The organism is Pseudomonas sp. FG35, assembly GCF_057809295.1.
The window spans coordinates 717,729-742,929 of record NZ_JBMDJR010000001.1 but is presented as its reverse complement, the minus strand read 5'-3'; the positions used below and the strand labels follow the sequence as shown (position 1 = coordinate 742,929).

Here is a 25,201-nt window from a genome sequence, read left to right as displayed (position 1 = left end):
CCGTACACTGTACTTTTCGATCAACCCCCTCCCGGTGGGAGGGGGACCCGGCTTAGAGGCGGAAGCCCTGGTAGTTTTCGGTCCACTGCTGCTGCGCGGCGAGGGCGGTTTTCAGGCGGCCGATCTGCTCGCGCACCTGTTGCGGCGCGGTGCCGCCCCAGCCGCTGCGGGCCGCGATGGCGGCTTCCAGGGTCAGGCTGTCACGCACGTCTGCCGTGAGGCGCGGGTCGATCTCGGCCAGCAATGCCGGCGAGGCTTCCCACAATTCAAGGTCGTGTTTTTCGCAGGCCTGCACCAGTGCGCCGGTGATTTCGTGCGCTTCCTTGAACGGCACGCCGCGCACCGCCAGCCAGTCGGCGACTTCGGTGGCGAGGGTGAAACCCAGTGGTGCCTGACGGCGCAGTTCCTCGACGTTGACGGTCATGGTCGCGACCATCCCGGCCATCGCCGGCAGCACCAGCAGCAGGGTGTCGACGCTGTCGAGCACGCCGTTCTTGTCTTCGCTCAGGTCGCGGTTGTACGACAGCGGCAGGGATTTGAGGGTCGACAGCAGACCGGTCAGGTTGCCGATCAGACGCCCAGCCTTGCCGCGGGCCAGTTCGGCGATGTCGGGGTTTTTCTTCTGCGGCATGATCGAGCTGCCGGTGGCATAGGCGTCGTCCAGATCGACCCAGCGGAACTGGCGCGACGACCACAGGCAGAATTCTTCGGCCAGACGCGAGATGTTGATCCCGAGCATGCTGGCGATGAACAGGAATTCGGCGACGTGATCGCGGCTGGCCACGGCGTCGATGGAGTTTTCGCAGACCCCGGCATAGCCCATTTCCTTGGCCGATTGTTGCGGCTGACGAGCGATCGCGGAGCCGGCCATGGCTGCGGCACCGAGGGGCGACAGCGAAGTGCGGGCGTCCCAGTCCATCAGTCGCTGCACGTCACGCAGCATCGATTGCGCGTGGGCCAACAGGTGATGGGCGAACACGATCGGTTGCGCTTGCTGCAAGTGGGTGAAGCCCGGGCAGATGCTTTCGACGTGCTGCTCGGCCTGATCAACTAGCGCCGTTTGCAGGGCCAGCACTTCCACGGCCAGGGTGCGGACGTGATCACGCAGGAACAGGCGCAGGTCGTTGGCGGTCTGGTCGTTGCGTGAACGGCCGGCGCGCAGCTTGCCGCCCAGTGCGCCGAGGCGTTCGGTCAGCAGGCGCTCGATGAAGGTGTGAACGTCTTCGTCGTCCAGCGTCGGGGCGATGCGCCCGGCAGCGAAATCGGCACCGATGCCGTCCAGGGCTTCGATCATCGTGCGGGTTTCCTGCTCGTCCAGCAGACCGGCACGTTGCAGTTCCCCGGCGTGGGCCTTGGAGCCGGCCAGATCGTACGGCGTCAGGCGGAAATAGCGCTCGGGGCAACGGGACAGGGCCGCCAGGGCAGCGGACGGGCCGCTTTTGAAACGGGCACCCCAGAGACGGTCGGTGGTTTGAGACATTTGTTGTTTTCCTCGTCGGTAACGCGAACTGAAATCGGTGTGCATGGCCCTGAAAAAACGTGCCGAACAATCGGCAGACGGAATCAGGCCAAAGCAGTTTTCAAGAGGGCAGTTGCAAAGTGACAAGAGCTGATCGAAGTGTCAGCTTTTAATGTTTGGCGATCAGTGAGTTGGCACTGATGTTCGGAATTTTCTGGCGGTTGCCAAGGCTGGTTTTCTGTGATCATTATTATTAGCCGGCGATGTTTTTGTTGTTGGACACAGATTGTTGAACATTGCGCCAGAGGTAAATCAGCATTATGGAAACCCCACTTTCCAATTCCGGAAACCCACCGGTCAAAACCGCTCACCGGGCACCGTTGGCCCTCAGCGGACTGGATTTCAAACTGCTCAAGGTGTTCAAGGCGGTGGTCGAGGCCGGCGGCTTCAGCGCGGCGCAAAACGAGCTGAACGTGGGCCTGGCCGCGATCAGCAAGCAGATCTCCGACCTCGAAATCCGCATCGGCATGCGCCTGTGCACCCGTGGCCGCGAAGGGTTTCACCTGACCGAGGAAGGGCGTCTGGTGTATCAGGCGTCAATCGATCTGTTTGCCTCGGTCGACAACTTTCGTGACCGGCTTAGTTCGGCGCAGAATGAACTTATCGGTGATCTCGGAGTGGGGGTGATCGATAATACGATTAGCGACGATAATTCACCGTTAGTTGCCGCGCTTAGAAAGATAAATGAACATTCTCCGAAAGTAAGGTTTCAACTTCAGTCGACCCAGTTGGATGAAGTGGAAAGAGGCGTGGTGGAAGGTCGCTTAGTTGCCGGAATAGTCCCGGTATATCAGAAACGCGAAGAGTTCGATTATTACCCGCTCTATGAAGAACGCTCGCAGGCTTACTGCGCGGTCGGCCACCCGTTGTTCGAGATGCCGGCGGAGCAGATGGGCGGTAACGTGCTGCAGGATTACGAGTGCATCAACCACCGCTACGCGATCCATCGCGACAAGCTCAACTTCGCCCGCTACGACAGTTTTTCCGCCTCGGCGACCCAGGTCGAAGCGGTCGCGTTGCTGATCAAGACCGGGCGTTTCGTGGGCTTTCTGCCGCAGCATTACGCCGCCCCGCTGGTGGCCGCCGGGCAGTTTCGCGCGGTGTGCCCGGAGCTGATCCACTTCGACACGCCATTCAATCTGATCCTGCGCCACAACACCGTGCGCAGTCCGCTGGTCAAGGCGTTTGCCCAGGCGCTGGGGGTTGATCTCAAGGCGACGGCGTGAGCATCAGGCGCATGGCGCAACGTCGCTCGCCGGGCAATCCGTGAGTGATTTCATCGCGCAATACTTCGTTCAGACGCTCGTCGCTGTCGTCGGCGTTCAATAGCGCAAAACCCATGCGTTGATAGAACGGCGCATTCCACGCCAGATCGCGAAACGTCGTCAGCGTCACCGCCGGAAGTTGCCGCAGACGCGCCTGTTCAATCGCCGCCAACAGCAACTTGCGACCGACGCCCCGGCCCTGAAAGTGTTGGCTGACGGACAGTTCCTCAATGTGCAACTGTTGATCGACAGTCACCGCCTTTAAAAAACCTGCAAGTTGTCCGTCGTTGTTTTCCGCCACCCACAGTTCGCCCCGCTCAATAGCCGGTAAATGCGCCGAGGCCTTCGGCACGTCGGCATCTGCCAACCAGGCCAGTGACGGGTCAAGGCGAAACAACTCGGCGGCCGAACGCTCGATGGCGGGAAGGGCGATGGCATCGGCTGCCAGGGCCTGTCGCACGGTAAAGGTCATCAGTCAGCGGTCCCTGTGGAAATCACGCCGCGCAGGTTAAGGCGTCAGCCACAGCAACACATAATCGTTTTTATCGAAACGCCCGCTCAGCACCGGTTGCAGCGCCCCGGGCGGCGTGCCTTGCAGGGCTTGATAGTCGCTGTGATCCATCATCAGCCACGCCGGCCCCTTGAGTGCTTCGAGCGCTTGCGTGGTTTCAGTGAACAGCGGTTGCAGATCCTGCTCGACGTTGACCATGAACTTGATCGCCTTGGCATCCTTGCCCATGCCGTGCAGCACCAGCGGCGCGGGTTGCTCGTGGATCCGCACCATGGCTGCCTGGCTGAAGGATCGCGTGTCATACAGCTGGCGCTCCACCGGCTCGAACACCAGCGCGTACGCCGACCAGACCGCCAGAACAGCGCTGAACGCGAGGACTTCGGTTCGCCAGCGCGGCAGCCACAACCGCGACAACGCGGCTACTTGCAGCAATCCCAGCACGATCATTACCGACGTCAGGCCGGTCAACGACTCGGGAAACCGTCGCTTCGCCACCCATAACAGGACGATCAGCAACGCGGGAATCAACAACCACAATCCCTGCATGGCGACGCGCAGCCAGGCAAACACCCGGCCGTGCAACACCTGAAACGGATACGCCGCAATGATCGCCGCCATGGGCAGCATCGGCAGCAGGTAACGGGCCTTTTTCGCCTGTGGAATCGACAGCCCGAGCATCACGATCAACCCCGCAGCGGCGCAATACTGCACCAGTCGCAAAGCCGGGCCGCGTTGCCGGGGCTTGCTCAACCATGCCGCCGCCAGTGCCAGCAAGGCCAGCGGATACGCCAGCGCGTAGTTGCCCAGTGAGCTGGTGAAGTAATACAGCGAACCGCTGACGCCTTCGCTGCCGTCCATGCGCCCCATGAACTGCATGCGGATCACGTCCTGACGAAACGCCGGCCCACCGCTGACCTCCGCCAGCCACAACAACAGCCCGACGCAGGCCGCCAGCAGCAGCGAAGCCAGCACCCCGAAGAGCAACAGGCGTGACCATTGGCGATCCAGCAGGTAATAGCTGCACAGCATGCCGGTCGGCACCACCAGCCCGATCGGCCCGCGAATACCGAACCCCAGCAGTAACAGAATGAACACCAGCGGCCAGCGCCGACCGGCAGCGAAATGATCGTGGGCATAGCCGAGGTAGAGCACCGAAAACGCCACGGCGGCGAGCATCAGGTCCTGCGACACCGCGCGCGTTTCGGTGATGAAGGTGCTGGTGAGCATCAGCAAGGCGATGCTGACGATCGCCCAGCGCACGGACGAGGGCGCGAGCAAGCGATACATCAACGTCACGATCACCGCGCCGGCAACCGCGCTCGGCAGCCACGCTGTCAGGCTGTTGACCGTGCCGAAGGGCAACGACAGCAGCCAGATGAACAACGTCGAGAGCGCCGAATAGTCGGCGTACGGCTCACCATAGGTGGTGGGAAATACACTGGGCCCGTGGCGCAGCATTTCCTGGGCGAACAGCACGAAGCGCGAGTCGAAACCGATGGGCGCCTGCCCGTACACGCCGGCGATGAACAGCACAAACGCCAGCAGCCCTGCGATCAGGGACTGCCGGCGAATGGCACAGGACAACCCGATCAAGCCACGTCCGAGGCGTGCGGCCATTGCTGCAACGGAATCGGCAAGGTGCGCGATTCGCCACGGCCCATCGGGAAGTAGTGGAAGCCGTTACGGGCCAGGCGTTCGGCGTCGTAGAGGTTGCGGCCATCGAAGATCACCGGGGCCTTGAGGCGTTGCTGGATCAGGTCGAAGTCCGGCGCCTTGAACTGCTGCCATTCGGTGCAGATGATCAGCGCATCGGAACCGGCGAGTACCGATTCCGGGGTGCCCATCAACATCAGCTTCGATTCGTCCGGGTACAGGTTCTGGGTTTCCTGCATGGCTTCCGGGTCGAACGCCCGCACATTGGCGCCAGCGGCCCACAGCGATTCGAGCAAGACCCGGCTTGGCGCGTCGCGCATGTCGTCGGTGTTCGGCTTGAAGGCCAGGCCCCAGACCGCGAAGGTCTTGCCGCGCAGTTCGCCCTTGTAAAACGCGTTGATCCGTTCGAACAGCTTGTGTTTCTGCCGCTGGTTGATCGCTTCCACGGCTTGCAGCAAGTCGCTGGAGCAGTGCGCCTCTTCGGCGCTGTGGATCAGCGCGCGCATGTCCTTGGGAAAACACGAGCCGCCGTAACCGCAGCCGGGGTAGATGAAGTGGTAGCCGATGCGGCTGTCGGCGCCGATGCCCTGGCGTACCGATTCGATGTCCGCGCCCAGGTGCTCGGCCAGTTCGGCGATCTGGTTGATGAAGCTGATCTTGGTCGCCAGCATGCCGTTGGCGGCGTATTTGGTCAGCTCGGCGCTGCGCAGGTCCATGAACATGATGCGGTCGTGGTTGCGGTTGAACGGCGAGTACAGGTCGCGCATCACGTCGCGCACTTCTTCGCGTTCGCAACCGATGACGATCCGGTCCGGCCGGCGGCAGTCGGCGACGGCCGAACCTTCCTTGAGAAACTCCGGGTTGGAGACGATATCGAACTGCAACAGACGTCCGGCCTTGACCAAGGCTTTATCCAGATGCGCACGCAAAGTGTCACCGGTGCCGACCGGTACGGTGGATTTCTCCACCAGGATCAGCGGTTTCTCACGGTGCCGGGCCACGGCGTCGCCCACCGACAGCACATAACGCAGGTCGGCCGAACCGTCCTCGTTGGACGGGGTGCCAACGGCAATGAACGCAACCTTGCCATGTTGCACCGCAAGTATTTCATCGCAGGTGAATTGCAGGCGCCCGGCATCCAGGCCTTCGCGGACCAGACTGGCCAGCCCCGGCTCGAAGATGCTGACGTGGCCCTGGCGCAACAGTTCGATTTTCTTCTCGTCGATGTCCATGCACACCACGTCGTGACCCACCTCGGCCAGGACGGCAGCCTGCACCAGACCGACATAACCGCTACCAAATACTGTGATTTTCATGGCGAACTCCTCAACTCCGGCGCACGGGCCGGACGAGTGTTGATAGTGATGACCCCGAGCATGACCAGCGCCACGCCCAGTGATTTGGAGAAACTGAAGGATTCGTTGAACAGCGGCAGACTGGCCGCCAGCAGGTACACCAGCGCGTAGCTGATGCTCAGCAGCGAATAGGCTCTGCCCAGCGGCAGATCGCGCAGGGCGGCGAGCCAGCAGAGCATCGACAGCGCATAGGCGAAGATCGCCGCCAGCACCACGACCAGCGCGACTGAGTCGACACCGGGCAGGGCCAGCCACTGATCCGGTCGGGGCAGGCGCGTCATGCTCCAGCGCATGCTCAGTTGCGCCACGCTGACCAGCAGCACGCTGGCCAGGGCGAAGAAGATTCCACGACGCTGGTTCATGACTGCTGCCCCAACAACGCCACGCCACCGATTACCAGAAACACTCCGAACCAGTGTTGAACGTCGACGGGCTCCTTGAACACGAAGCGAGCGATCAGGGTGATGATCACGAAATTGAGGCTGAGCATCGGGTAGGCGATGCTGACCGGCAGGCGCTGCAACACCAGCAGCCACACCAGCAGGCCCGCGCCGAGGGCGAGCAGGGCCAGCCATAGCCACGGCGAGCGCCATTTGCGCGACCACGACAGGTCCGCGCCGCGCCAGTTCTCGACAGCGCATTTCTGCGCAACCTGGCCCAGGCAGGTCAGCAGGCAGGCGAGCAACAGCAGCCACAGGCTCATGAGGCCTCCTGGGGCAGAATCATGATCACCAGATTGCCCTGTTCATAACGAACGCCGTCCTTGGGCAGTCTGTCGAGTTCGTCCAGTTCGTCTTGCCCCTTGACCCGCATCACCACGCCGACCGAACCGGTCTTGCGGGCTTCGCGCATCCACTGTTGCACCTGATCAGGATCGACCCGTTGTTGTATGCCGTCAGGATAGGCAAGCCCATATTTCAGTTCGCCTATCGTGTTGTACAACGCCACCTGCGGGCGTTTGACCCGCCAGGACAGGGCCGAGGCGGCGCCCAGGTCGTTGCTCAACAGGTGGGTGGTGGCTGCCAGTTCCTTCTGGTGGGCGAGGACGAACTGGTCGGGCATCTTGTTCGCCACCACCGATCTGGGCAGCGCCGCTGGCAGTAACGCGATCAGCAGCAAACTGCCCACCGCCGGCGCCGCCCAGCATTGCAACGGACGAAACGCTTGCAGCAGGTTGCTGATGATCCAGCCGGTCAGGGCGATGAACACCAGCACCAGACTGTGCAATTCGTGGTCGTACAGCGGACGCTTGAGCTGCACGTAAACCAGCCCGATCAGCGTGACGATGCCCAGCAACAGATTCAGTAGACCATTGAGGCCCAGCGCCCGGCCTTGCTCCAGACGCAAGCGATCGGCCAGCGCGTGGCCCAGCAGCAACGCCAGCGGCAGCAGGCACGGCAGGATGTAGGTCGGCAGCTTGCCGTTGCTCAGGCTGAAGAACAGCAGTGGCATCAGCAGCCACAGGCCGAGAAACGCGATGCCGGTTTCGCGGCGGGTCTGCCACGCTTGCTTGAATGCCACCGGCAACATCCCGACCCACGGCAGACTGAACGCCACCAGCAGCGGCAGATAGAACCACCACGGCGCGTCATGCTGGGCATCGTCACCGGCAAAGCGGCGGATGTGTTCGTGCCAGAAGAAGAACCGCCAGTAATCCGGTTCCTGACCGTGCACCGCCAGCGCCCACGGCAGGCTGACGATGATCGCCACCGCGATGGCCACCGGACCGTACAGCAGCAATTCCTTCCAGCGTTTTTGCCAGAGCATCCACGGCAACGCGATCAGCACCGGCAGCAACCAGGCGAGAAAACCCTTGGTCATGAACCCCATGCCGCACGCCAGACCCAGCACCGCCCAGCCGGCCAGGCGCTGACCGTTGGATCGGCTGTCGAGGGCGAACCACAGCGCCACCAGACTCAGGTTGACCCAGAAGGTGAATTGCGGATCGAGGTTGGCGTAACCGGCCTGGCCAGCGACGATGACGAAACTCATGTAGAGCAGGGCGCAGACGAAGCTTTTGCGCGGGTCGTTCCACAAACGGCGGGCGATGAGGAAGCACAGCAGCACGCTCAGCCCGGTGCTCAGGGCCGAGGCAAACCGCACGCCGAACAGGTTTTGCCCGAACACGGCCTGCCCTAGCGCGATCATCCAGTAACCGGCCGCCGGTTTTTCGAAGTAACGCAGGTTCATGAAATGCGGCGACACCCAGTTGCCGCTCAGCAGCATCTCCTGGCTGATCTGCGCATAACGGGTTTCATCGGGAATCCACAGACCATGGCTGCCCAGCGGCAGCAGATAAGCCAGCAGAAAAATCCCCAGCAACAGCGGCAATGCCCAGCGTTTGCTCATGCGCCTTGCACTCCCAGCCAGCCTTCGCGGCCTTCGAGTGCGCCGCGTTGCACACGGCCGACGGGCAGGGTGTTGAGAAACTCGGGCAGCAAATCGCCCAACGGTTGGAAGTGAATGTTTTGCTGGCGTGCCTCGGCCAGCAGTCGACGAAAATCATCGGCCATCAGAATCCCTTCTACTTCGGCGTGAATGGTGTAGACGTTGAGGTTTTCAGGGCGGAACCGGTCGAGGATGAAGGCGTTGAAATCCTTCGCTGCCACGCTCGGCCCGACCACTTCATCGAAGGTCGGCAGGTCCACCGGAATCTGCGGCGCACCGACCGAGCCATCGGCCAGCAACGGACGGAACACCCGCTGCCCACGGCAATCGCTGTTGTAGCGAAAGCCGAAGGCCTGCTTGGCTTCGATCACTCGCTCGTCCGCACGCCAACCGGCGGCGGCCGAACACGTCACCTTTTCGCCGAGGATGTCGCTCAAGGTATCGACGCCCTGACGGATCTGCTCGACCAGTTGCGCAGCGCTCCAGTGCCCGGCATTGGCCTGCCAGCCGTGGTGATCCCAGGCGTGCAGGCCGACCTCGTGGCCGGCGGCCCGGGCCTGACGCATCAGGTGCCCGAGGTCGCGACCGATCGGCTTGCCCGGCCACGCCGTGCCCGCCAGCAGGATGTCCCAGCCGTACAGGCCGGCGGCGTTGGAGCGCAGCATCTTCCAGAGGAACTGCGGACGGATCAGGCGCCACAGATGCCGGCCCATGTTGTCCGGGCCGACACTGAAGAAAAACGTCGCTTTGATCTGCGCTTCATCGAGGATTTCCAGCAAGCGCGGCACGCCTTCGCGGGTGCCGCGAAAGGTGTCGACGTCGATGCGCAAACCGGCCTGCATTAACGCTTGCTCTCGATTTCGGCCATGGCCTCACGCAGGAAGAAGTCCAGCGTGTTGCCGATCGTCTCGCGCATTTCCACGGTCGGCGTCCAGTCCAGCAGGCGCTTGGCGTTGGCGATGCTCGGTTTGCGGTGCTCGACGTCCTGGTAACCGGCGCCGTAGAACGCCTTGCTTTCCACGTCGCGGAAACCGGCGAACGGCGGGAAGTTGCTGCGCAACGGGTGAGCCTCGAACTGGCGCAGCAACTCTTCGCCCAACTGGCGGATGCTGGCCTCGTTGTCCGGGTTGCCGATGTTGATGATCTGGCCGTTGCAGACGTCGTTGTCGTTATCGATGATCCGCGCCAGTGCTTCGACGCCGTCGGCGATATCGGTGAAGCAGCGCTTCTGCTCGCCGCCGTCGAACAGGCGGATCGGCGTGCCTTCCACCAGGTTGAGGATCAACTGGGTAATGGCGCGGGAGCTGCCGATACGGGCCGAATCCAGACGGTCGAGGCGCGGGCCCATCCAATTGAAGGGACGGAACAGGGTGAAGTTCAGGCCTTTGGCGCCGTAGGCCCAGATCACCCGGTCGAGCAATTGCTTGGACACCGAGTAGATCCAGCGTTGTTTGTTGATCGGGCCGACGGTCAGGTTGGAGCGGTCTTCGTCGAAGTGCTTGTCCTGGCACATACCATAGACTTCCGAGGTCGACGGGAAGATCACGCGCTTGTTGTATTTGACGCAGTAGCGCACCAGTTTCAGGTTTTCTTCGAAGTCGAGCTCGAACACCCGCAGCGGGTTGCGCGTGTATTCGATCGGCGTGGCGATGGCCACCAGCGGCAGGACCACGTCGCATTTCTTGATGTGGTACTCGATCCACTCCGAGTGAATGCTGATGTCGCCTTCGACGAAGTGGAAACGCGGGTGGCTGCGCAGGCGGTCGATGGCATCGGAGCCGATGTCCAGGCCATAGACTTCGTAGCGCTCGTCACGCAGCAGGCGCTCGGACAAATGGTTGCCGATGAAACCGTTGACGCCGAGGATCAGCACCCGTGTACGGCGTGGCCCGCGACCGGATTCGGCACCGCGCAGCAGCGAGCCGTCCACCAGTCCCAGTTCACTGGCCAGTTGCGGGCCGCTCAGGTACAGCCCGTTGTCGTTGCGCTGGCCGGCGTTGATCACCAGCGAATCTTCACCGCAGGCGATGCGCAGCGGATCGACACTGATGACTCGGCCCGGCGCCTGACCTTCGTTGCCCTTGACCACGTCGGCGCTCCACACGATCAGCTTGTGCTCGCCCACGGCGCAGAAGGCGCCCGGATACGGACGGGTCACGGCTCGCACCAGGTTGAACAGTTGCTCGGCCGGTTGCGCCCAGACCAGTTTGCCGTCCGCCGGGGTGCGACGACCGAATACCGTGGCCTGGGATTCGTCCTGCGGGGTTTCGGTGATCTTGCCCTGAAGCATCGCTGGCAGCGCGTCGCGCAGCAGGTCGCTGGCGGCCGTGCGCAGTTTGCCGTGCAGGCTCAGCGCGGTGTCGCTGCGTTCGATGGCTACACGTTGTTGGGCGACGATGGCGCCGGCGTCGGCGCGTTTGACCATGCGGTGCAGGGTGACACCGGTTTCGGTTTCGCCGTTGACCAGCACCCAGTTGGCCGGCGCGCGGCCACGGTAACGCGGTAACAGCGAGCCATGCAGGTTGAACGCGCCTTTTTTGGCGAGGGCCAGCAATGGCTCGCTCAGCAGGTTGCGATAGTAGAACGAGAAGATGTAATCCGGATCGAGCTTGGCGATCCGCTCGATCCACAGCGGATGGTTGGCGTCTTCCGGTGCATGAACCGCGATGCCGTTGTTGGCGCACAGTTGCGCGACCGAGGCGTAGAAGGTGTTCTCCTTGGGGTCATCGGCATGGGTAAACACCGCCGCAATGTCATAGCCACTGTCGAGCAGGGCTTGAATGCCGGCGCAGCCAATATCGTGGTAAGCGAAGACAACGGTTTTTGCGCTCATGAGAGAACCTGATCAGACGTGGAGTTGGAAGTGAGGCCGTCAACGGTGATGGCGGGGGCCGGCGTGGCGGGATGGCCGCGCAGGACTTTTTCAATGAAGAAACGCGGGCGGGCGCGCACGTCGCTGTACATGCGACCCAGGTACTCACCCAGCAGGCCCATGCCGATGAACTGGCCGCCGGTGAACACGAACAGCACGGCGAACAGCACAAACAGGCCATCGCCGGCCCATCCGGCGCCAAACGCCAGGCGCATGAAGATCAGCGCCGCCGCGAACAGCACGCCGAGCCCGGCCATGGCGAAACCGACGATGCTCAGCAACCGCAGGGGCGTGGTGGTCATGCAAGTGATCAGGTCGAACATCAAATTGATCAAACGCATCGGGCTGTACTTCGAATCACCGTGTTCGCGCTCGGCGTGGGCCACGGGGATTTCCGTGGTGTGGCGGGCGAAGCTGTTGGCGAGGATCGGAATGAACGTGCTGCGTTCGCGGCAGGCGAGCATCGCGTCGATGATGGTGCGGCGGTAAGCGCGCAGCATGCAGCCGTAATCGCTCATGGCAACGCCGGTGGAGCGCTGCACCGCGAGGTTGATGAGTTTCGACGGATAACGGCGTAGCGCCGAATCCTGACGGTTGCCGCGCACGGTGCCGACCACGTCAAAGCCCTTTTCGGCCTCGGCCACCAGCCGCGGGATTTCTTCCGGCGGGTTCTGCAGGTCGGCGTCGAGGGTGATCACCACGTCGCCCTTGCACTGTTCGAAACCGGCCATGATCGCCGCGTGCTGACCGTAGTTGCGGTTGAGGATGACTGCCACGAACGGGCTGTCCACGACCGAGGCCGCCTCTTCGAGCAATTGCGCGGAGGCGTCGCGGCTGCCGTCGTCGACCAGCACGATTTCGTAGTCATGACGCAGTTGCTTGCAGGCGGCTTCGGTGCGGCGCAGCAGTTCCGGCAGGCTGTCTTCTTCGTTGTAGACCGGGATGACGATCGACACGCAATGAATCGGATAAGGTCTCACGGGCGTTTCCCCATCAGGTGTTCAATGGCCCCGACGACCCGGTCCAGATCCTGGTCGGTCATGTCGGGAAACAAGGGAATCGAGCACAGCCGCGCCGAGTTCCACTCGGTGTCGGGCAGGGACAGGTGCGGATCACGCTGGCGATACCAGGTGTGCAGGTGGGTGGCGATGAAGTGGATGCCGGTGCCAATGCCTTGCTCCTGCAAACCCTTCATGAAGGCTTCGCGATCCATGCCGCAGCGCTCGCTGTCGATGCGCAGGATGAACAGGTGCCAGGCGTGGGTTTGCGCGTAGGCAGGCACCGCCAGCGGTTGCACCGGCAGGCCTTCGAGTTTTTGCAGGTATTGCGTGGCCAGTTCGGTGCGACGGGCGTTGATCGCGTCCAGACGCTCCAGTTGCACCAGGGCAATCGCGGCGTTGATGTCGGCCAGGTTGTATTTGAAACCGGGCTCGATCACCTGGGCCTGGGGTTTGCGGCCATGGGTCAGGCGGTCGTACGCATCGACGCCCAGACCATGAAACTTGAGCATGCGCACGCGGTTGGCCAACGCTTCATCATCGGTGACGAACATCGCCCCTTCGGCGCAGGTCATGTTCTTGATCGCGTGGAAAGAAAAGATTGCGGTGCCTTGCGAGCCGACGTGACGACCCTTGTAGCGGGTGCCAGCGGCGTGGGCGGCGTCTTCGATCACGGCGATGCCCTGCTTGTCGGCCAGCGCGTAGAGCGGGTCGAGATCAAACGCGGCGCCGGCGTAATGCACCGGAATGATTGCTTTGGTGCGCGGGGTGATGGCGGCTTCGATGCGCGCGGCGTCGGTCATCAGGGTGTCGCGGTCGACATCGACGAACACCGGCGTGGCGCCGAGCAGCGAGATCATGTTGGCGGTCGACACCCAGGTCTGCGACGGGGTGATGACTTCATCGCCGGGGCCGATTCCCAGCGCCAGTAACGTTACATGCATGGCACCGGTGGCCGAGGAAAGTGCCACGGCATGACGACTGCCGACGTACTGGGCAAATTGTTCTTCGAGGGCCTGGTTTTTCGGCCCGGTGGTGATCCAGCCGGAGCGCAGGACTTGCTCCACGGCGGCAATTTCTTCATCACCGATACTGGGGCGGGAGAAGGGGAGAAACGCCTGACTCATGCACACCTCATTGCAAAGAAAAAAGAAATAGATCCATTGAATGGTTGGATCCAATCAAAGCGTAGACGCGAAAACATCCTTTGCATCAATTAGTTGCCAAGACGACATAACGTCGGGTTCGGTTGACTTTTCAGGCATTGCCCGGCAGCTTGGGCAGCGCCGGCACAGGACTCAGTGGAATTAAGGTTATGCCCGTTTTTGTGAAAGGAACATGAAAAACCGGTCGGCGAATCGTTTATCTGAAACCCATACAGCCACTGTTCAGACTTCTACCGTTTATCGCGGTTTTTAGTAGAAAAGTCCTACGGAAGTGTTCTCCTTATATTAAGAATGTTGCAGTTGTTAGTTGCTGTGTTGAACTGTTTTTACTCAAGGCCCGACGTTTGATTGACTTACCCGTTGCATCCCCCGACCCCCTGAAAACCAACCCGATGACCGTGTATCTGGCGCGTCTGGAGCCCTCCAGCCAACTGACCATGCGTTACGTGTTGCAGGACGCTGCCGACCGTCTCGGTTTCGAAGACATGAACGTCGAAGAAATTCCCTGGCATGCGCTGCAACCGGAAGATGTGGTTGCATTAGTCGCTGCATTGCGCGCCGACAATTACGCACCGAATACTTCTTCGCTTTATGTAAACGCCATTCGCGGTGTAATGAATGAAGCCTGGCGCATGAGCCTGATCAGCCAGGAACATCTATTGAAAATGCGCTCGGTCAAAGGCATTGCCGGCACGCGACTGTCCCAGGGGCGCAATCTGAAGCGCACGCTGATTCATGAATTGATGGAAGTCTGCGCCGCCGATCCACGGCCACAAGGTTTGCGCGATGCGGCGGTGATTGCGTTGTTGTACGGCACCGGCATGCGCAAGTCGGAGTCGGTGGATCTGGACCTGAATCAGGTTGACTTCACCGAGCGCAGTTTGTGTGTCACCGCTAAGGGCAACAAACAGCTGATCAAATACGCGCCAGCCTGGGCGTTCGCCAAACTGAATGCGTGGCTGGAGTTCCGTCGCTCGGAACTCAAGGAAGGCGAGAGCGACGACGCGTTTCTGTTCAACCGCATCCGCCGTGGCAGCCATATCACCCGCGAGCGCATCACCAAGCACGCGATCTATTACATCGCCCGCCAGCGCGGGACCCAGGTCGGGGTGAAGATCATGCCTCATGATTTCCGCCGTTCGTTCATCACCCGGGTGATCGAAGAGCATGACCTGTCGATCGCTCAGAAGCTGGCCCATCACAGCAATATCCAGACGACCGCCAACTACGACGTGCGCGACGACAACGAGCGTCGCCGCGCGGTGGATCGCTTCGACCTGTAGTCAGGGCGTTGCAAAGACGTGGGCCGCCCCCAGAATGGACAATTGCACGGCGCTGCCGGCCGGTGGCGCGTGCATGCCGGAGCTGCGCACCAGCAGTGAGCGACCGGGGCTGGCTTGCGTGCGAAGTTCCACCGTCAGGGTGCAGACGTTGCCGCCGAAGTCCCGATCAGTGACCACCGCGTGACAGCCGTCCGGATCGGCGGGAATGTCCGAGAGTTGCAGTTGCTCGGGCCGCAACATGATCTGCGCGGCGCCGGAAAAACCATTGCTGTTGACCATCACCCGGCCCAGATCGCAATGGGCCCAACCGGCTTCGATCCGGGCGGGCATGACCACGGCTTCGCCGAGAAAGCGCGCGGTCTGTTCGTCATCGGGGTAGCGGTAGAGGTCCATCGGATGGCCTGACTGCACCAGCCGACCGTCGCGCATGACCGCCAACTGGTCGGCGAACGACAGCGCCTCGCCCTGATCGTGGGTCACCAGAATCGTGGTCACTCCGGCATCCTCCAGCAGGCGCGCGACCATTTTGCGCATGGCGCCGCGCAGGCCGGTGTCGAGGGCGGAAAAGGGTTCGTCGAGCAGCATCAGGCGTGGTTGCTGGGCCAGTGCCCGGGCGAGCGACACCCGCTGTTGCTGGCCGCCGGACAGTTCGTGGGGCCAACGGGCGCCCATGTCGGCGTTCAGGGCGACGCTGTCCATCAGCGCCTGAATGCGCTCGGTTCGGGCGCTGCCGGTTTCCGCCAGCCCGAAGCCGATGTTGTCGGCCACGGTCATGTGCGGGAACAGCGCGCCATCCTGTGGCACGTAACCGATTTGTCGTTGATAGGCGGGTACGGCGTGGGTGCTGTCGACCAGGGTCTGGCCGTTCAGCGTGAGGCTGCCGGCATCGGGGAATTCGAACCCGGCGATCATCCGCAACAGGGTGGTCTTGCCGGACCCGGACGGGCCGACGATCACCGTGCGGCTTCCGGTCGGGACGGACAGGTTGATGGAGTCCAGCGCCGTCTGTGCGCCGAAGGATTTGCTGAGATTGATGATGTCGAGAGCGTTCATCGGCCGGCACTGCGCCTGGATTGGTGATAGAGGATGGCCGTGAGCGGCAGCGACAGCAGCACCATCAGCAGGGCGTAAGGCGCTGCGGCGGCGTAGTCGATTTCGCTGGTCATGGCCCAGAAACCGGTGGCCAGGGTGCGCGTGCCGTTGGGCGCGAGCAGCAGGGTCGCGGTCAGTTCATTGGTGATCGCCAGAAACACCAGCGCCGCACCCGCCGCCGCACCGGGCGCCGCCAGACGCAAGGTGATCAGCCACAGGGCGCGCAACGGTGAACGGCCGAGGCTTTGTGCGATGTTTTCCAGCTCCACCGGTGCCTGTGCAAACCCGGCGCGCAGGCTGACCAGCGCCCGGGGCAGGAACATCAGCAGGTAGGCCAGCAGCACGGTAAAAGTGGTCTGGTAGATCGGTCGGGCGAAATGGATCGTCACGGTGACCAGCGCCAGCGCCACGACAATCCCGGGCAATGCGCTGGTGATGTAATTGCAACCCTCAAGCAGGCGTTGCAGCTTGCCGGGCGCCCGGATCGACAGCCAGGCAATCGGAATTGCCGCGAGGCTGGTCAACAGCGCGCCGGCCACGCCGAACGACAGTGTCTGCAGCAACGCCGGCAGTAACTCATTGCCCTGCCAGACCTCGGCACCGCCAGCGATCAGCCATTTGCCGAGGGTCAGCAACGGCACGCCGAGCGCCAGCAGGCAGGTCAGGCCTTGCAGGCACAAACCCAGCGCGGCGGTGCGCCGTTGCAAGCGCACGGTGCGTTGTTCGCGAGCGCTGCCGGAGCCGACGCGGGCGTATCGCGCATGACCACGGGCGCCGGATTCCACCACCAGCATCGCCAGGCAGCACAACGCCAGAACGCTGGCGAGCATGTTGGCGGCCGGGCCGTTAAAGGTCGATTTGAACTGGTCGAAGATCGCCGTGGTGAAGGTGTCGAAACGGATCATTGCGTACAGGCCATATTCGGCCAGCAAGTGCAGGCCGACCAGCAACGCGCCGCCACAGATCGCCAGCCGTAATTGCGGCAGCACCACACGGAAGAACACGGCCCACGGTTTCAGGCCGAGGGATTCGGCCACGTCTTCAATCGCCGGATCGAGTCGACGCAACGTCGCCGCAATCGGCAAATAGAGGAACGGGAAATAGGCGATCACCGACACCAGCACCCCGGCCGGCAGCCCATGAATCGACGGAAACAGGCTGACCCATGCGTAGCTGTGCACGAACGCCGGCACCGCCAGCGGCGCAACGGCCAGCAATGACCACAGCCGTCGCCCCGGCAGATCGGTGCGTTCGGTCAACCACGCTAGCGTGGTGCCGAGCACGATGCAGATCGGCAGCGTGATCAGCACCAGCAGCACGGTGTTGATCAGCAGCTCGGCGACCCGAGGGCGAAAGACCAAGGCTTCGATGGTCGACCACCCGGTGTACCACGACACGCCGATCACAAAGCCGATCGGCACCAATGACAGCAGCGACACCGCGATGGCCAGCACGACCACCCACGGACTTCCGCGCCCATTGAGGGCGCGGGTCCGGCGTGACAAATGGGCGGAGGGCGCCGCAGCGATCCCCGCCGGCAGAGTTTCAGGCATCAATTACAGCAGTCCTGCCTGGGTCATCAGTTCGACGGCTTTCTTGCTGTCGAGCTTCGATGCATCGACTTTCGGCGCGTCCAGATCCTTCAACGGCACCAGTTTGGGGTTGGAGGCCGAGTCCTTGCCCACGGCGTATTCAAAGGAATTGCCGGTGCGCAGGACTTCCTGGCCTTGTTTGCCGGTGATGTACTGGAGGAATTTCTGCGCGTCCTCCTGGTGTTTGCTGGAAGCCAGCACGCCACCACCGGAAATGCTCACGAACGCCCCCGGATCCTGATGCTTGAAGTAGTGCAGGGCAGTGTTCTTGCTGTTTTCGCCGGTCTTGGCCTGATCGACGAACGCGTAATAGTGATAGATCACGCCGCTGTCGACTTGCCCGGCATTCACCGCTTTGAGCACCGAACTGTTGCCCCGGTAGGCGGTGAAATTGGCTTTCATGCCCTTGAGCCATTCGAGGGTGGCGGCTTCGCCTTTCTGTTCCAGCACGGCGGCGACGATGGCCTGGAAATCCGCACCGGCAGGCGACGCGGCCCAGCGACCTTTCCAGGCCGGGGTCGCGAGGTCCATCAGGGATTTGGGCAGGTCCTTTTCCGGCAGTTTGGCCGGGTTATAGACGAACACCGTCGAGCGCGCGGCGATGCCGACCCACTGACCGTGGGCCGGTCGATAAGCCGCATCGACTTGCTCAAGGGTTGCCGGAGCCACCGGCGCGAACAGCTTGGCGTTGTCCACCAGGACCATGGCCGGGGAGTTTTCCGTCAGGAACACATCCGCCGGCGACGCCGCACCTTCCTGCACGATCTGATTGCCCATTTCCGTGTCGTCGCCGTTGCGCACGGTGACCGGGATCCCGGTTTCCTCGGTGAAGCCGGCGACCCAGGCCTTGGTCAGGGTTTCGTGCTGGGCGTTGTAGACCACAAGGCCGACGGAGTCGGCGGCAAACACCTGACCGGCCGCGAGCAGCGCAGTCGCCAGCGCGGCCTGTTTCAGAAAGGACGGAAGGGATGGACTCATGGCGGGGGCAGCTCCTGTTTTTAGACGTTATGGGCAAGCATTCGCGGGAGTTTCAATGCGAATGATTTGCATATGTTGGCTGGCTGGCAATGTAGAGAGGCAAATGAGAAAAAAACGTCAAAACAACCGTTAATACATGTCATTGCCATTCAGGTTAGCAGTCACTTGGCGGGGACGCCGGGCGAACCCGGCGCTGTCTTTCAGGAGCCTTGGGGCAGGTAGGCGACGCTTTGATCCTCGCGACCGTGGAACAACTGTTCGCCGCGGGTGGGCGTGGTGGTAATGACCTGATGATCGCGGCTGAGGTGACTCAGCGGAACGGGATCGCCGGTGCGGTACTGGGCGACAAAGAGGGTCCGTTGCGGATCCCACTGCTGACCGCTGGTGCGTTCCAGCCAGGCGATCATGGCTGCGGTATCGCCGTCGCGCGGGAAATCCCGGCTCTGCGGCACGTAGTAGAACGGCGCACCGCCGGTCTGCAGGTACATCGGCACTTTATTGTCGACCTCGACCATTACCACATGCCATTGACTCAAGGGAGCGCGTTGGCTGGCTTGCAGGCGCACGGTTTCGCCGAAACGGATTGCGCCGCCTCCGCTGTTGGTCCACGGGTAAAGCACACCGAGTATGCCGAGCAGCAGGACAGTGGCCACGCCGAAACCGATTTTCAGGCCACGCCCGCCGAACGGGCCTTCGGCATTTCGAGCCGCCAGGCGCCGGGTAATCCACCACGCCCCGAGCAGTTGCGCGAACGGCACCAGTGGCAGCACGTAATAACTGCGCCGGCTGCCGCTGGCGGTGAAGAACAGCATCAACAACCCCAGGCCCTGAATCAGCCAGCGGGTGTCCGGTTCGATGCGTTTCCAGTTCCGCACCGCGACCCACAAGGCAATGATCCAGCACGGCGCCCAGGGCAAGGTATAAATCGGCAGGTACAGCAAATAGGTGTAGATCGGGCCAATGTTGTCGAATGGCTGGAAAAACCGCACGACGTTTTCCCGCAAGACCAGCCCGAGGCCGCTTTCCCCGTAATTCGGCGCGCCGTAGAGGTGGGACAGCAGGAACGGCGTCATGTAGAACGCACCGGCAATCACCAGCGCGGCGAGTAGTCTCAGATTGAGATGACGCTTCCAGCGGCCTTCATGCAACAGATGCGGCAGCAGCACCAGCCCCGGCAGGATAAAGCCGATCAGCCCCTTGAACAGTGAGGTCAGGGCCAGCAAACCGCAGAACACCACGTAGCGCGAAAACCGGGTGTCTTCAGGACCGCGCCAATACCACCAGACCGCTGCCAGTACCCCGCACACGGTCAGAATGTCGGCCGTGGCGACCCGCGCCCAGAACACGAAATAGAAGGTGGTCGCCAGCATCCAGCCGGCGATCAGTCCCGTGCCCTTGCGAAACCGCTGCTCGCCCAGTTGATACACCAGCCACACGCTCAACCATGCGGACACCACCGAAGACAGGCGCAGCGACCAGTGATCGAGACTGCCGGTCAGCCAGGCGGTCGCGGTGATCATCCAGTACGACAAAAGCGGCTTGTCGTAGTAGGGATCGCCCTTGAGGTACGGATCGAAGTAATCGCCGCTTTGCAGCATCTGCAACGCGATGTTGGCCCAGCGGGTTTCCGCGCCCCACAGTTCGCGGCTGCCAAGGCCGAGCAGCAACATCAGGGCGCTGGCCGCCAGCAGGAGCAACAGGGCGGCGCGGTCGTTGTTGCGCACCGTCATGGCTGTTTCTGCGCAAAGATGAAAATGTGCAGATTGCCGCGCCGATAATGCTTGCCGTCCACGGGCAGCAATTCAACTTCCTGTTCTTCCTGCGTACTGTTGACGCGCAAGACCACACCGACGGCGCCTTTTTTCCGCGCTTCGGTCATCCACTGGCCGACGCCGTCCATAGTGACTTTACGTGCTTCCATGGCCGGGTCTTCGAGGCCGTACTTCAGCTCACCGATGGTGTTGAACAGATCCACCTGCGGACGCTTCAGGCGCCATGCCAGCGCGGAGGCCGCCCCCAGGTCGTTGCTCAGCAGCGACGCGGTTTCACTCAGTTCCCGTTGATGCTCGGCAATGAACTGATCCGGCATCTTGCTGTTGACGATCTGCGCCGGCATGGCGGCGGGCAGCAACGCCACGAGCAGGCCGATGCCCAGCGCCGGCATTGCCCACAATGTCAGTGGCCGCAGCACTTGCAAGGCGTTGGCGATGATCCAGCCCACCACCACGATATAGGCCAGCGACAGGCTGAACATCTCAGTGTTTTCGTAGATTTCCTTCGTGGCCTGAAGATAGAGCAGGGCCACCAGCGCAACACTGGCGAGTACCGTGTTGAACACACCGTTCAGGCGCAGGAATCGGCCACTGCGTTGATCCAGCCACTTGACTACGGTCTGTCCCATCAACAGCGCGACGGGCAGCAGGCACGGCATGATGTACGTAGGAAGTTTGCCGCTGCTCAGACTGAAAAAGGCCAGTGGCAGCAGGAACCACAGTGCCAGGTAAGCCATTTTTGCCTCACGCTTTTCGCGCCACATGCGCAGCAAGGTCGAAGGCAGAAGCAGCGCCCACGGCAGGGTCGAGGCAAACAGCAACGGCAGGTAGAACCACCACGGGCGGGCATGTTGCGCGTCGTCACCGGCGGCAAAACGACGGATGTGTTCGTGCCAGAAGAAGAACCGCCAGAAGTCCGGTTCCCGGTAATGGACCGCCAATACCCACGGCAGGCTGACGAGGGCGCAGACCACGACGGCGACCAGCCCGTAACGCACCAGCTCACCGAACCGCCGTTGCCAGACCATGTAGGGCAGGGCGATCAGCACCGGCAACAGCAGGGCCAGGAACCCTTTGGTCATCAGCCCCATGCCGCAAGCAACACCGAGCAGCGCCCAGCCACCCAGGCGAGCGCGGGGCGTACGGCTGTCGATGGCAAACCACGCAGCCACCATGCTCAGGTTGACCCACAAGGTGAATTGCGGATCGAGGTTGGCATAGCCGGCTTGACCTGCGATCAGCCCGAAACTCATGTACAGCAGGGCGCTTGCGAGGCTGATGCGCGGGTTGTTCCAGAGCCGACGGGCCAGCAGGTAGGTCAGCCAGACACTCACGCCGGTACTCAGTGCCGAAGCAATGCGCACGCCGAACAGGTTGTCACCGAAAATTGCCTGGCCGATGGCAATCATCCAGTAGCCGGCAATCGGTTTCTCGAAATAACGGATGCCCATGAAGTGCGGGGCTACCCAATTGCCACTCAGCAGCATTTCCTGGCTGATCTGGCCGTAGCGGGTTTCATCGGGGATCCACAGGCCGTGGCTCATCAATGGCAGCAGGTAAAACATCACGAACGCCAGAATAAGGCCGGGGATGGCCCAGCGTTCGACCGCAGTCGTCGAAGGGAAAAGGGCAGTGTGTCGCAGCGGGTTGTTTTCAGACGTCATGACAAAGCCTTGGTACCGTACGAAGTTCTGATGTCGATGACCTGCCCGGCGTGTTCCTGAGCGGGCGCGTCATCGTGTTGAATGAATGCAGGTGTCGGGCATTTCCTGTATCCAGAGAACTGTCGTACCTCCAGGCCGAAGTTCTCGCGATAAAGCCAAGTCTAAAAAAACCAGCTGTCCAGTAAGTCGGAGGGCAGATACATCTCTCATTACAATTTAATGAAGTGTGCTTTGTTTAATTAAAAACAGCTCAGAACTGTCAATTAGCTGTAACCAGGACGTTAATCGCTATTGAGTTGTGACCAGGCCTCGGCATTCAGAATGCCCAGCACTTCAAGTTGCCCCTTGGCATCAATGCGAACAAACAGCGTGCTTCCATAATCAGCGGCGATCGCATGGGGAAAACCGGTCTGTTTTTCAAAGTCGCTGATGCAGCCGCTATGGGTGACCAGCACCAGATTGCGCTGTGCAACTTTGTGCGCCACCACCTCGTTACGCAGCGACGAACCGCAGGATTCAAGCCAGGGCTGGGCAGTAGCGTCCTGCCCGAACATGGCACGCGCCGTTTGCACGGTTCGGGTCAGCGGGCTGGTGAACACCTGTGCCTGCTGCATGCCCAAGCTCTTGAAACCCTTGCCCACCCGCACAGCCGAGTCATTGCCTACCTGAGTGATGCCGTCTTCCGGGCCCAGACAAAGATGGTCGGAGCGGTCGCAACGTTCAGCATGGCGCACCAGTGCCACCACTTCGCCCGCCTGCCAGGCCCTGGTCCAGTCAGCCCTTGAGGCCTTCCCCGCGTGGCCCAGATCAATGGGGGAGCGGGTTACCCAGACAAAGCCGCTGACCAGTGCAATCGCCACCCCTGCACCGATGACTGTCAGCAGTTTTCCAGGTCGCAATATTCGACGTTGTTTATAGACTGCCGTTAATTGCATCTGTCGCTCCACGCCATGCCCCTTAACTTCGCAGGCGCAACTGGCCCGCGATTTAATCAACTTTATGGTTGCGTACTTGAATGCTGGCTGAATGTTGGGGCTATTCACGTCGGGCCGCAGTGAAGAACATGTGAAAAATTTGCGGGCGTTGAAAATGTGCAATTTATCAAGTTTCTGATAACCAGACTCAAATACGCTTTTTTTACCGGGCTGGCTTAACAACTGTTGCTGTTTGAGGTGAAGCTGAATCCGTTCGGTCCATCTATTGAGTACACACCTGATGTTGACCGCCGAGTCTGATAACTGAGGTGGAGTCCTCCAGCCGAATGGATTTCAAGCAAAGCCTGACGAAACGGATCGTCATCGTATTCGCCTCGATGAGTGCGCTGGTGGCCGGCGTATTTGCGCTGGGAATCGTAGCCACCGTGCATGTGGTGGAACACAAGTTGACGGCCACGACCTTGATGGGCGGTCTGCATCGTTTGCTGGCAATGGATGACATCAGTCGCTGGAGCCATCGACCGGAAAAGAGCGAGCTGTTTTTCTTCGAAGGCGGACCGGGCGCCATGGCGCTCGTCCCGTCACTGGCGGCTCTGTCGCCGGGGTTTCAGGAGGTCATGTTCGAGGGCGATGGCTTTTTCGCCATGGTCGAGATGGTGGGCGGACGCAAGTACGTGCTGTTGCGTGACCAGGAAAGTCTCGAACAGCGAGAGCGTCTGTTGTTCATCGTGGTCGCGGTCGGGTTCATCCTGAGCATTCTGCTGGCGATTGTGCTCGGCCGATTGCTGGCACGACGGGTAATGGCTCCGGTCATCCGTCTGGCGCGCCAGGTGCGTCACCGCGACCAGTTACTGGTGCTGGCGCCGCCTCTGCATCCGGACTACGCGGCGGACGAAGTCGGAGAACTGGCACTCTCGTTCGATCAGACGCTGGGTCGCCTGCGCGAAACGCTGAGCCGGGAAAAACTGTTCACCAGCGACGTGAGTCATGAACTTCGCACACCGTTGATGGTGCTCGGCGGCGCCTGCGAGTTGCTGCTCGCCAATCCGTCGCTCGATACCCGCTCGGCCGCGCAGGTCAACCGCATCGCACGGGCCAGTCATGAAATGCGTCAATTGGTGGATACCTTCCTGATGCTCGCCCGCGCCCAGGAAGATACCGGTGGCGACATTTGCGTTTCCCTTGGGGAAGTTGCACGCGTTCAGGCGGAGATCTGGGGGCGGCTGATCCGCGAAAAAGGGCTGGAATTTTTCTGCGACATCAATCCGGCCGGCACGGCTCGCTACAACCAGACCTTCCTGCAGTCAGTGATGGGTAACCTGCTGCGCAATGCCTGGCATTACACCGATCAGGGCTTTGTCAGGCTGACCGTCGGGGAATGCGGATTTGTGGTTGAAGACAGTGGCATCGGCATTCCCGAAGAACGCCGACAAGCGATGTTCCAGCCATTCGTGCGTGGTGACGAGCGTCGAGGCGAGGGGCTTGGGCTGGGATTGTCACTGGTGCAGCGGATTTGCAATCGCGAGCACTGGCAGGTCGACCTGACAACCCGTGAGCCCCACGGTTGTCGTTTTACCGTCCTTTTGAAGACGGACGCTCAGGACGCCGGTGGACAGCCCCGCGCAGTGCCCGCCGCCTGACCGATCAACGCGGCCAGACGCTTGACGTTGTTCTGCTGGGCCACCACCAGATCGTCGATGGTCGGCCCGGACGGGGTCTGTAGCAGCGACCGGCAGGCGATCAGGGCATCGTCCCCGGCGTTGGCTTGGCGCAGGCGCCATTTGACGTCGATCAGCCCGTATTGCCCGGGTATCGAATCGAAGCGTTGCACATCAATGCGCACCGAGGTTTTGCGCGGACCGCCGGCATTGCTCAGTTGATCCACCAGCGCGCTGCGCAATTCATCACTGAGGCTCGCGCCCCACCATTCGGTCTCAAGGATCGCCAGGCCGCTGTTGCCCTGGCGGATCACGATTTGCGGCCGGTCGACCTGGGGCGGCACGCTGATGCCTTCGATGGTGATTTCCGAGCCGGCGCGGCCGGTCATCGGTTGCGTCGGTGTCAGGGTGTGAAAGCTGATCGGAGCGCTTTTACAGGCGCCCAGCAGCAGGCCGATCGCGAGCACGGTGAACTTCAGCTTTAAAGCCATGGGACAGCT

General features: G+C 61.7%; 21 protein-coding genes. 3 read left to right on the top strand and 18 right to left on the bottom strand.

All coding sequences use genetic code 11. The features are described from left to right. Positions 1 to 52: 52 nt before the first annotated feature. The gene (argH, locus tag ACODTD_RS03215) at positions 53 to 1,480 is read right to left on the bottom strand and encodes an argininosuccinate lyase (RefSeq protein ID WP_011334264.1); all 1,428 of its coding nucleotides are present in this window, start codon (positions 1,478 to 1,480) and stop codon (positions 53 to 55) included. Positions 1,481 to 1,779: 299 nt separating this feature from the next. Between argH and ACODTD_RS03210 the strand changes: the two genes are divergently transcribed. Beyond that, positions 1,780 to 2,745: a LysR family transcriptional regulator gene (locus tag ACODTD_RS03210; RefSeq protein WP_285355963.1), complete on the top strand. Its 966-nt coding sequence runs from the start codon at positions 1,780 to 1,782 to the stop codon at positions 2,743 to 2,745. Here ACODTD_RS03210 and ACODTD_RS03205 read toward each other — a convergent pair. From ACODTD_RS03205 to arnB, 10 genes are read right to left on the bottom strand one after another with little or no spacing between them, the layout of a single operon-like run. Then, positions 2,729 to 3,256, bottom strand: a complete 528-nt coding sequence (locus ACODTD_RS03205) for a GNAT family N-acetyltransferase (protein ID WP_285355961.1) — start codon at positions 3,254 to 3,256, stop codon at positions 2,729 to 2,731. The genes ACODTD_RS03210 and ACODTD_RS03205 overlap by 17 nt on opposite strands. A 36-nt stretch (positions 3,257 to 3,292) precedes the next feature. Beyond that, positions 3,293 to 4,912 carry an ArnT family glycosyltransferase gene (locus ACODTD_RS03200; protein ID WP_285355958.1) on the bottom strand — a complete coding sequence of 540 codons (1,620 nt, stop codon included), beginning with the start codon at positions 4,910 to 4,912 and terminating at the stop codon, positions 3,293 to 3,295. Beyond that, positions 4,885 to 6,264, bottom strand: a complete 1,380-nt coding sequence (locus ACODTD_RS03195) for a UDP-glucose dehydrogenase family protein (RefSeq protein WP_221614616.1) — start codon at positions 6,262 to 6,264, stop codon at positions 4,885 to 4,887. Before ACODTD_RS03195 ends, ACODTD_RS03200 begins: the two co-directional genes overlap by 28 nt. Continuing rightward, entirely contained in the window at positions 6,261 to 6,665 is a 405-nt protein-coding gene (gene arnF, locus ACODTD_RS03190) for a 4-amino-4-deoxy-L-arabinose-phosphoundecaprenol flippase subunit ArnF (protein WP_489104418.1), read from the bottom strand. Before arnF ends, ACODTD_RS03195 begins: the two co-directional genes overlap by 4 nt. Next, positions 6,662 to 7,006: a 4-amino-4-deoxy-L-arabinose-phosphoundecaprenol flippase subunit ArnE gene (arnE, locus tag ACODTD_RS03185; protein ID WP_489104417.1), complete on the bottom strand. Its 345-nt coding sequence runs from the start codon at positions 7,004 to 7,006 to the stop codon at positions 6,662 to 6,664. Before arnE ends, arnF begins: the two co-directional genes overlap by 4 nt. Further along, a complete protein-coding gene (gene arnT, locus ACODTD_RS03180; RefSeq protein ID WP_201818511.1) occupies positions 7,003 to 8,652 on the bottom strand; it encodes a lipid IV(A) 4-amino-4-deoxy-L-arabinosyltransferase in 1,650 nt (549 codons plus the stop codon). Before arnT (ACODTD_RS03180) ends, arnE begins: the two co-directional genes overlap by 4 nt. Next, on the bottom strand, positions 8,649 to 9,533 hold the full coding sequence (gene arnD / locus ACODTD_RS03175; protein ID WP_201818512.1) for a 4-deoxy-4-formamido-L-arabinose-phosphoundecaprenol deformylase: 885 nt from the start codon (positions 9,531 to 9,533) through the stop codon (positions 8,649 to 8,651). Before arnD ends, arnT (ACODTD_RS03180) begins: the two co-directional genes overlap by 4 nt. Then, on the bottom strand, positions 9,533 to 11,524 hold the full coding sequence (gene arnA, locus ACODTD_RS03170; RefSeq protein ID WP_201818513.1) for a bifunctional UDP-4-amino-4-deoxy-L-arabinose formyltransferase/UDP-glucuronic acid oxidase ArnA: 1,992 nt from the start codon (positions 11,522 to 11,524) through the stop codon (positions 9,533 to 9,535). Before arnA ends, arnD begins: the two co-directional genes overlap by 1 nt. Next, positions 11,521 to 12,543, bottom strand: coding sequence for an undecaprenyl-phosphate 4-deoxy-4-formamido-L-arabinose transferase (gene arnC, locus ACODTD_RS03165; RefSeq protein ID WP_011334254.1), 1,023 nt, complete (start codon positions 12,541 to 12,543; stop codon positions 11,521 to 11,523). The genes arnA and arnC overlap by 4 nt, the downstream gene beginning before the upstream one ends. After that, complete coding sequence (gene arnB, locus ACODTD_RS03160) at positions 12,540 to 13,688, bottom strand: UDP-4-amino-4-deoxy-L-arabinose aminotransferase (protein ID WP_489104416.1); 1,149 nt, start codon at positions 13,686 to 13,688, stop codon at positions 12,540 to 12,542. Before arnB ends, arnC begins: the two co-directional genes overlap by 4 nt. Positions 13,689 to 14,119: 431 nt before the next feature. Between arnB and ACODTD_RS03155 the strand changes: the two genes are divergently transcribed. Further along, positions 14,120 to 15,010: a site-specific integrase gene (locus ACODTD_RS03155; protein ID WP_489104525.1), complete on the top strand. Its 891-nt coding sequence runs from the start codon at positions 14,120 to 14,122 to the stop codon at positions 15,008 to 15,010. Here the strand turns inward: ACODTD_RS03155 and ACODTD_RS03150 are convergent, their stop codons facing one another. From ACODTD_RS03150 to pmrG, 6 genes are all read right to left on the bottom strand, one after another. Continuing rightward, positions 15,011 to 16,063 (bottom strand): ABC transporter ATP-binding protein, encoded by a 1,053-nt coding sequence (locus ACODTD_RS03150; RefSeq protein WP_489104415.1) that lies wholly within the window; start codon positions 16,061 to 16,063, stop codon positions 15,011 to 15,013. Then, positions 16,060 to 17,655, bottom strand: a complete 1,596-nt coding sequence (locus ACODTD_RS03145) for an ABC transporter permease (RefSeq protein ID WP_011334250.1) — start codon at positions 17,653 to 17,655, stop codon at positions 16,060 to 16,062. The genes ACODTD_RS03150 and ACODTD_RS03145 overlap by 4 nt, the downstream gene beginning before the upstream one ends. 3 nt (positions 17,656 to 17,658) lie before the next feature. Beyond that, complete coding sequence (locus ACODTD_RS03140; protein ID WP_011334249.1) at positions 17,659 to 18,672, bottom strand: iron ABC transporter substrate-binding protein; 1,014 nt, start codon at positions 18,670 to 18,672, stop codon at positions 17,659 to 17,661. A 200-nt stretch (positions 18,673 to 18,872) separates the two neighbouring features. Beyond that, positions 18,873 to 20,402: an ArnT family glycosyltransferase gene (locus ACODTD_RS03135; protein ID WP_489104414.1), complete on the bottom strand. Its 1,530-nt coding sequence runs from the start codon at positions 20,400 to 20,402 to the stop codon at positions 18,873 to 18,875. Continuing rightward, positions 20,399 to 22,108: a lipid IV(A) 4-amino-4-deoxy-L-arabinosyltransferase gene (arnT, locus tag ACODTD_RS03130; RefSeq protein WP_489104413.1), complete on the bottom strand. Its 1,710-nt coding sequence runs from the start codon at positions 22,106 to 22,108 to the stop codon at positions 20,399 to 20,401. The genes ACODTD_RS03135 and arnT (ACODTD_RS03130) overlap by 4 nt, the downstream gene beginning before the upstream one ends. 281 nt (positions 22,109 to 22,389) lie before the next feature. Next, the gene (pmrG, locus tag ACODTD_RS03125; protein WP_489104524.1) at positions 22,390 to 23,043 is read right to left on the bottom strand and encodes a lipopolysaccharide core heptose(II)-phosphate phosphatase PmrG; all 654 of its coding nucleotides are present in this window, start codon (positions 23,041 to 23,043) and stop codon (positions 22,390 to 22,392) included. 326 nt (positions 23,044 to 23,369) lie between these two features. On the opposite strand from pmrG, the gene ACODTD_RS03120 reads away from it, so the two are divergent. Next, positions 23,370 to 24,683 carry a sensor histidine kinase gene (locus ACODTD_RS03120; RefSeq protein WP_011334245.1) on the top strand — a complete coding sequence of 438 codons (1,314 nt, stop codon included), beginning with the start codon at positions 23,370 to 23,372 and terminating at the stop codon, positions 24,681 to 24,683. Here ACODTD_RS03120 and ACODTD_RS03115 read toward each other — a convergent pair. Then, positions 24,641 to 25,192 (bottom strand): PqiC family protein, encoded by a 552-nt coding sequence (locus ACODTD_RS03115; protein ID WP_201818522.1) that lies wholly within the window; start codon positions 25,190 to 25,192, stop codon positions 24,641 to 24,643. The two genes, ACODTD_RS03120 and ACODTD_RS03115, sit on opposite strands and share 43 nt — an antisense overlap. Positions 25,193 to 25,201 lie beyond the last annotated feature (9 nt).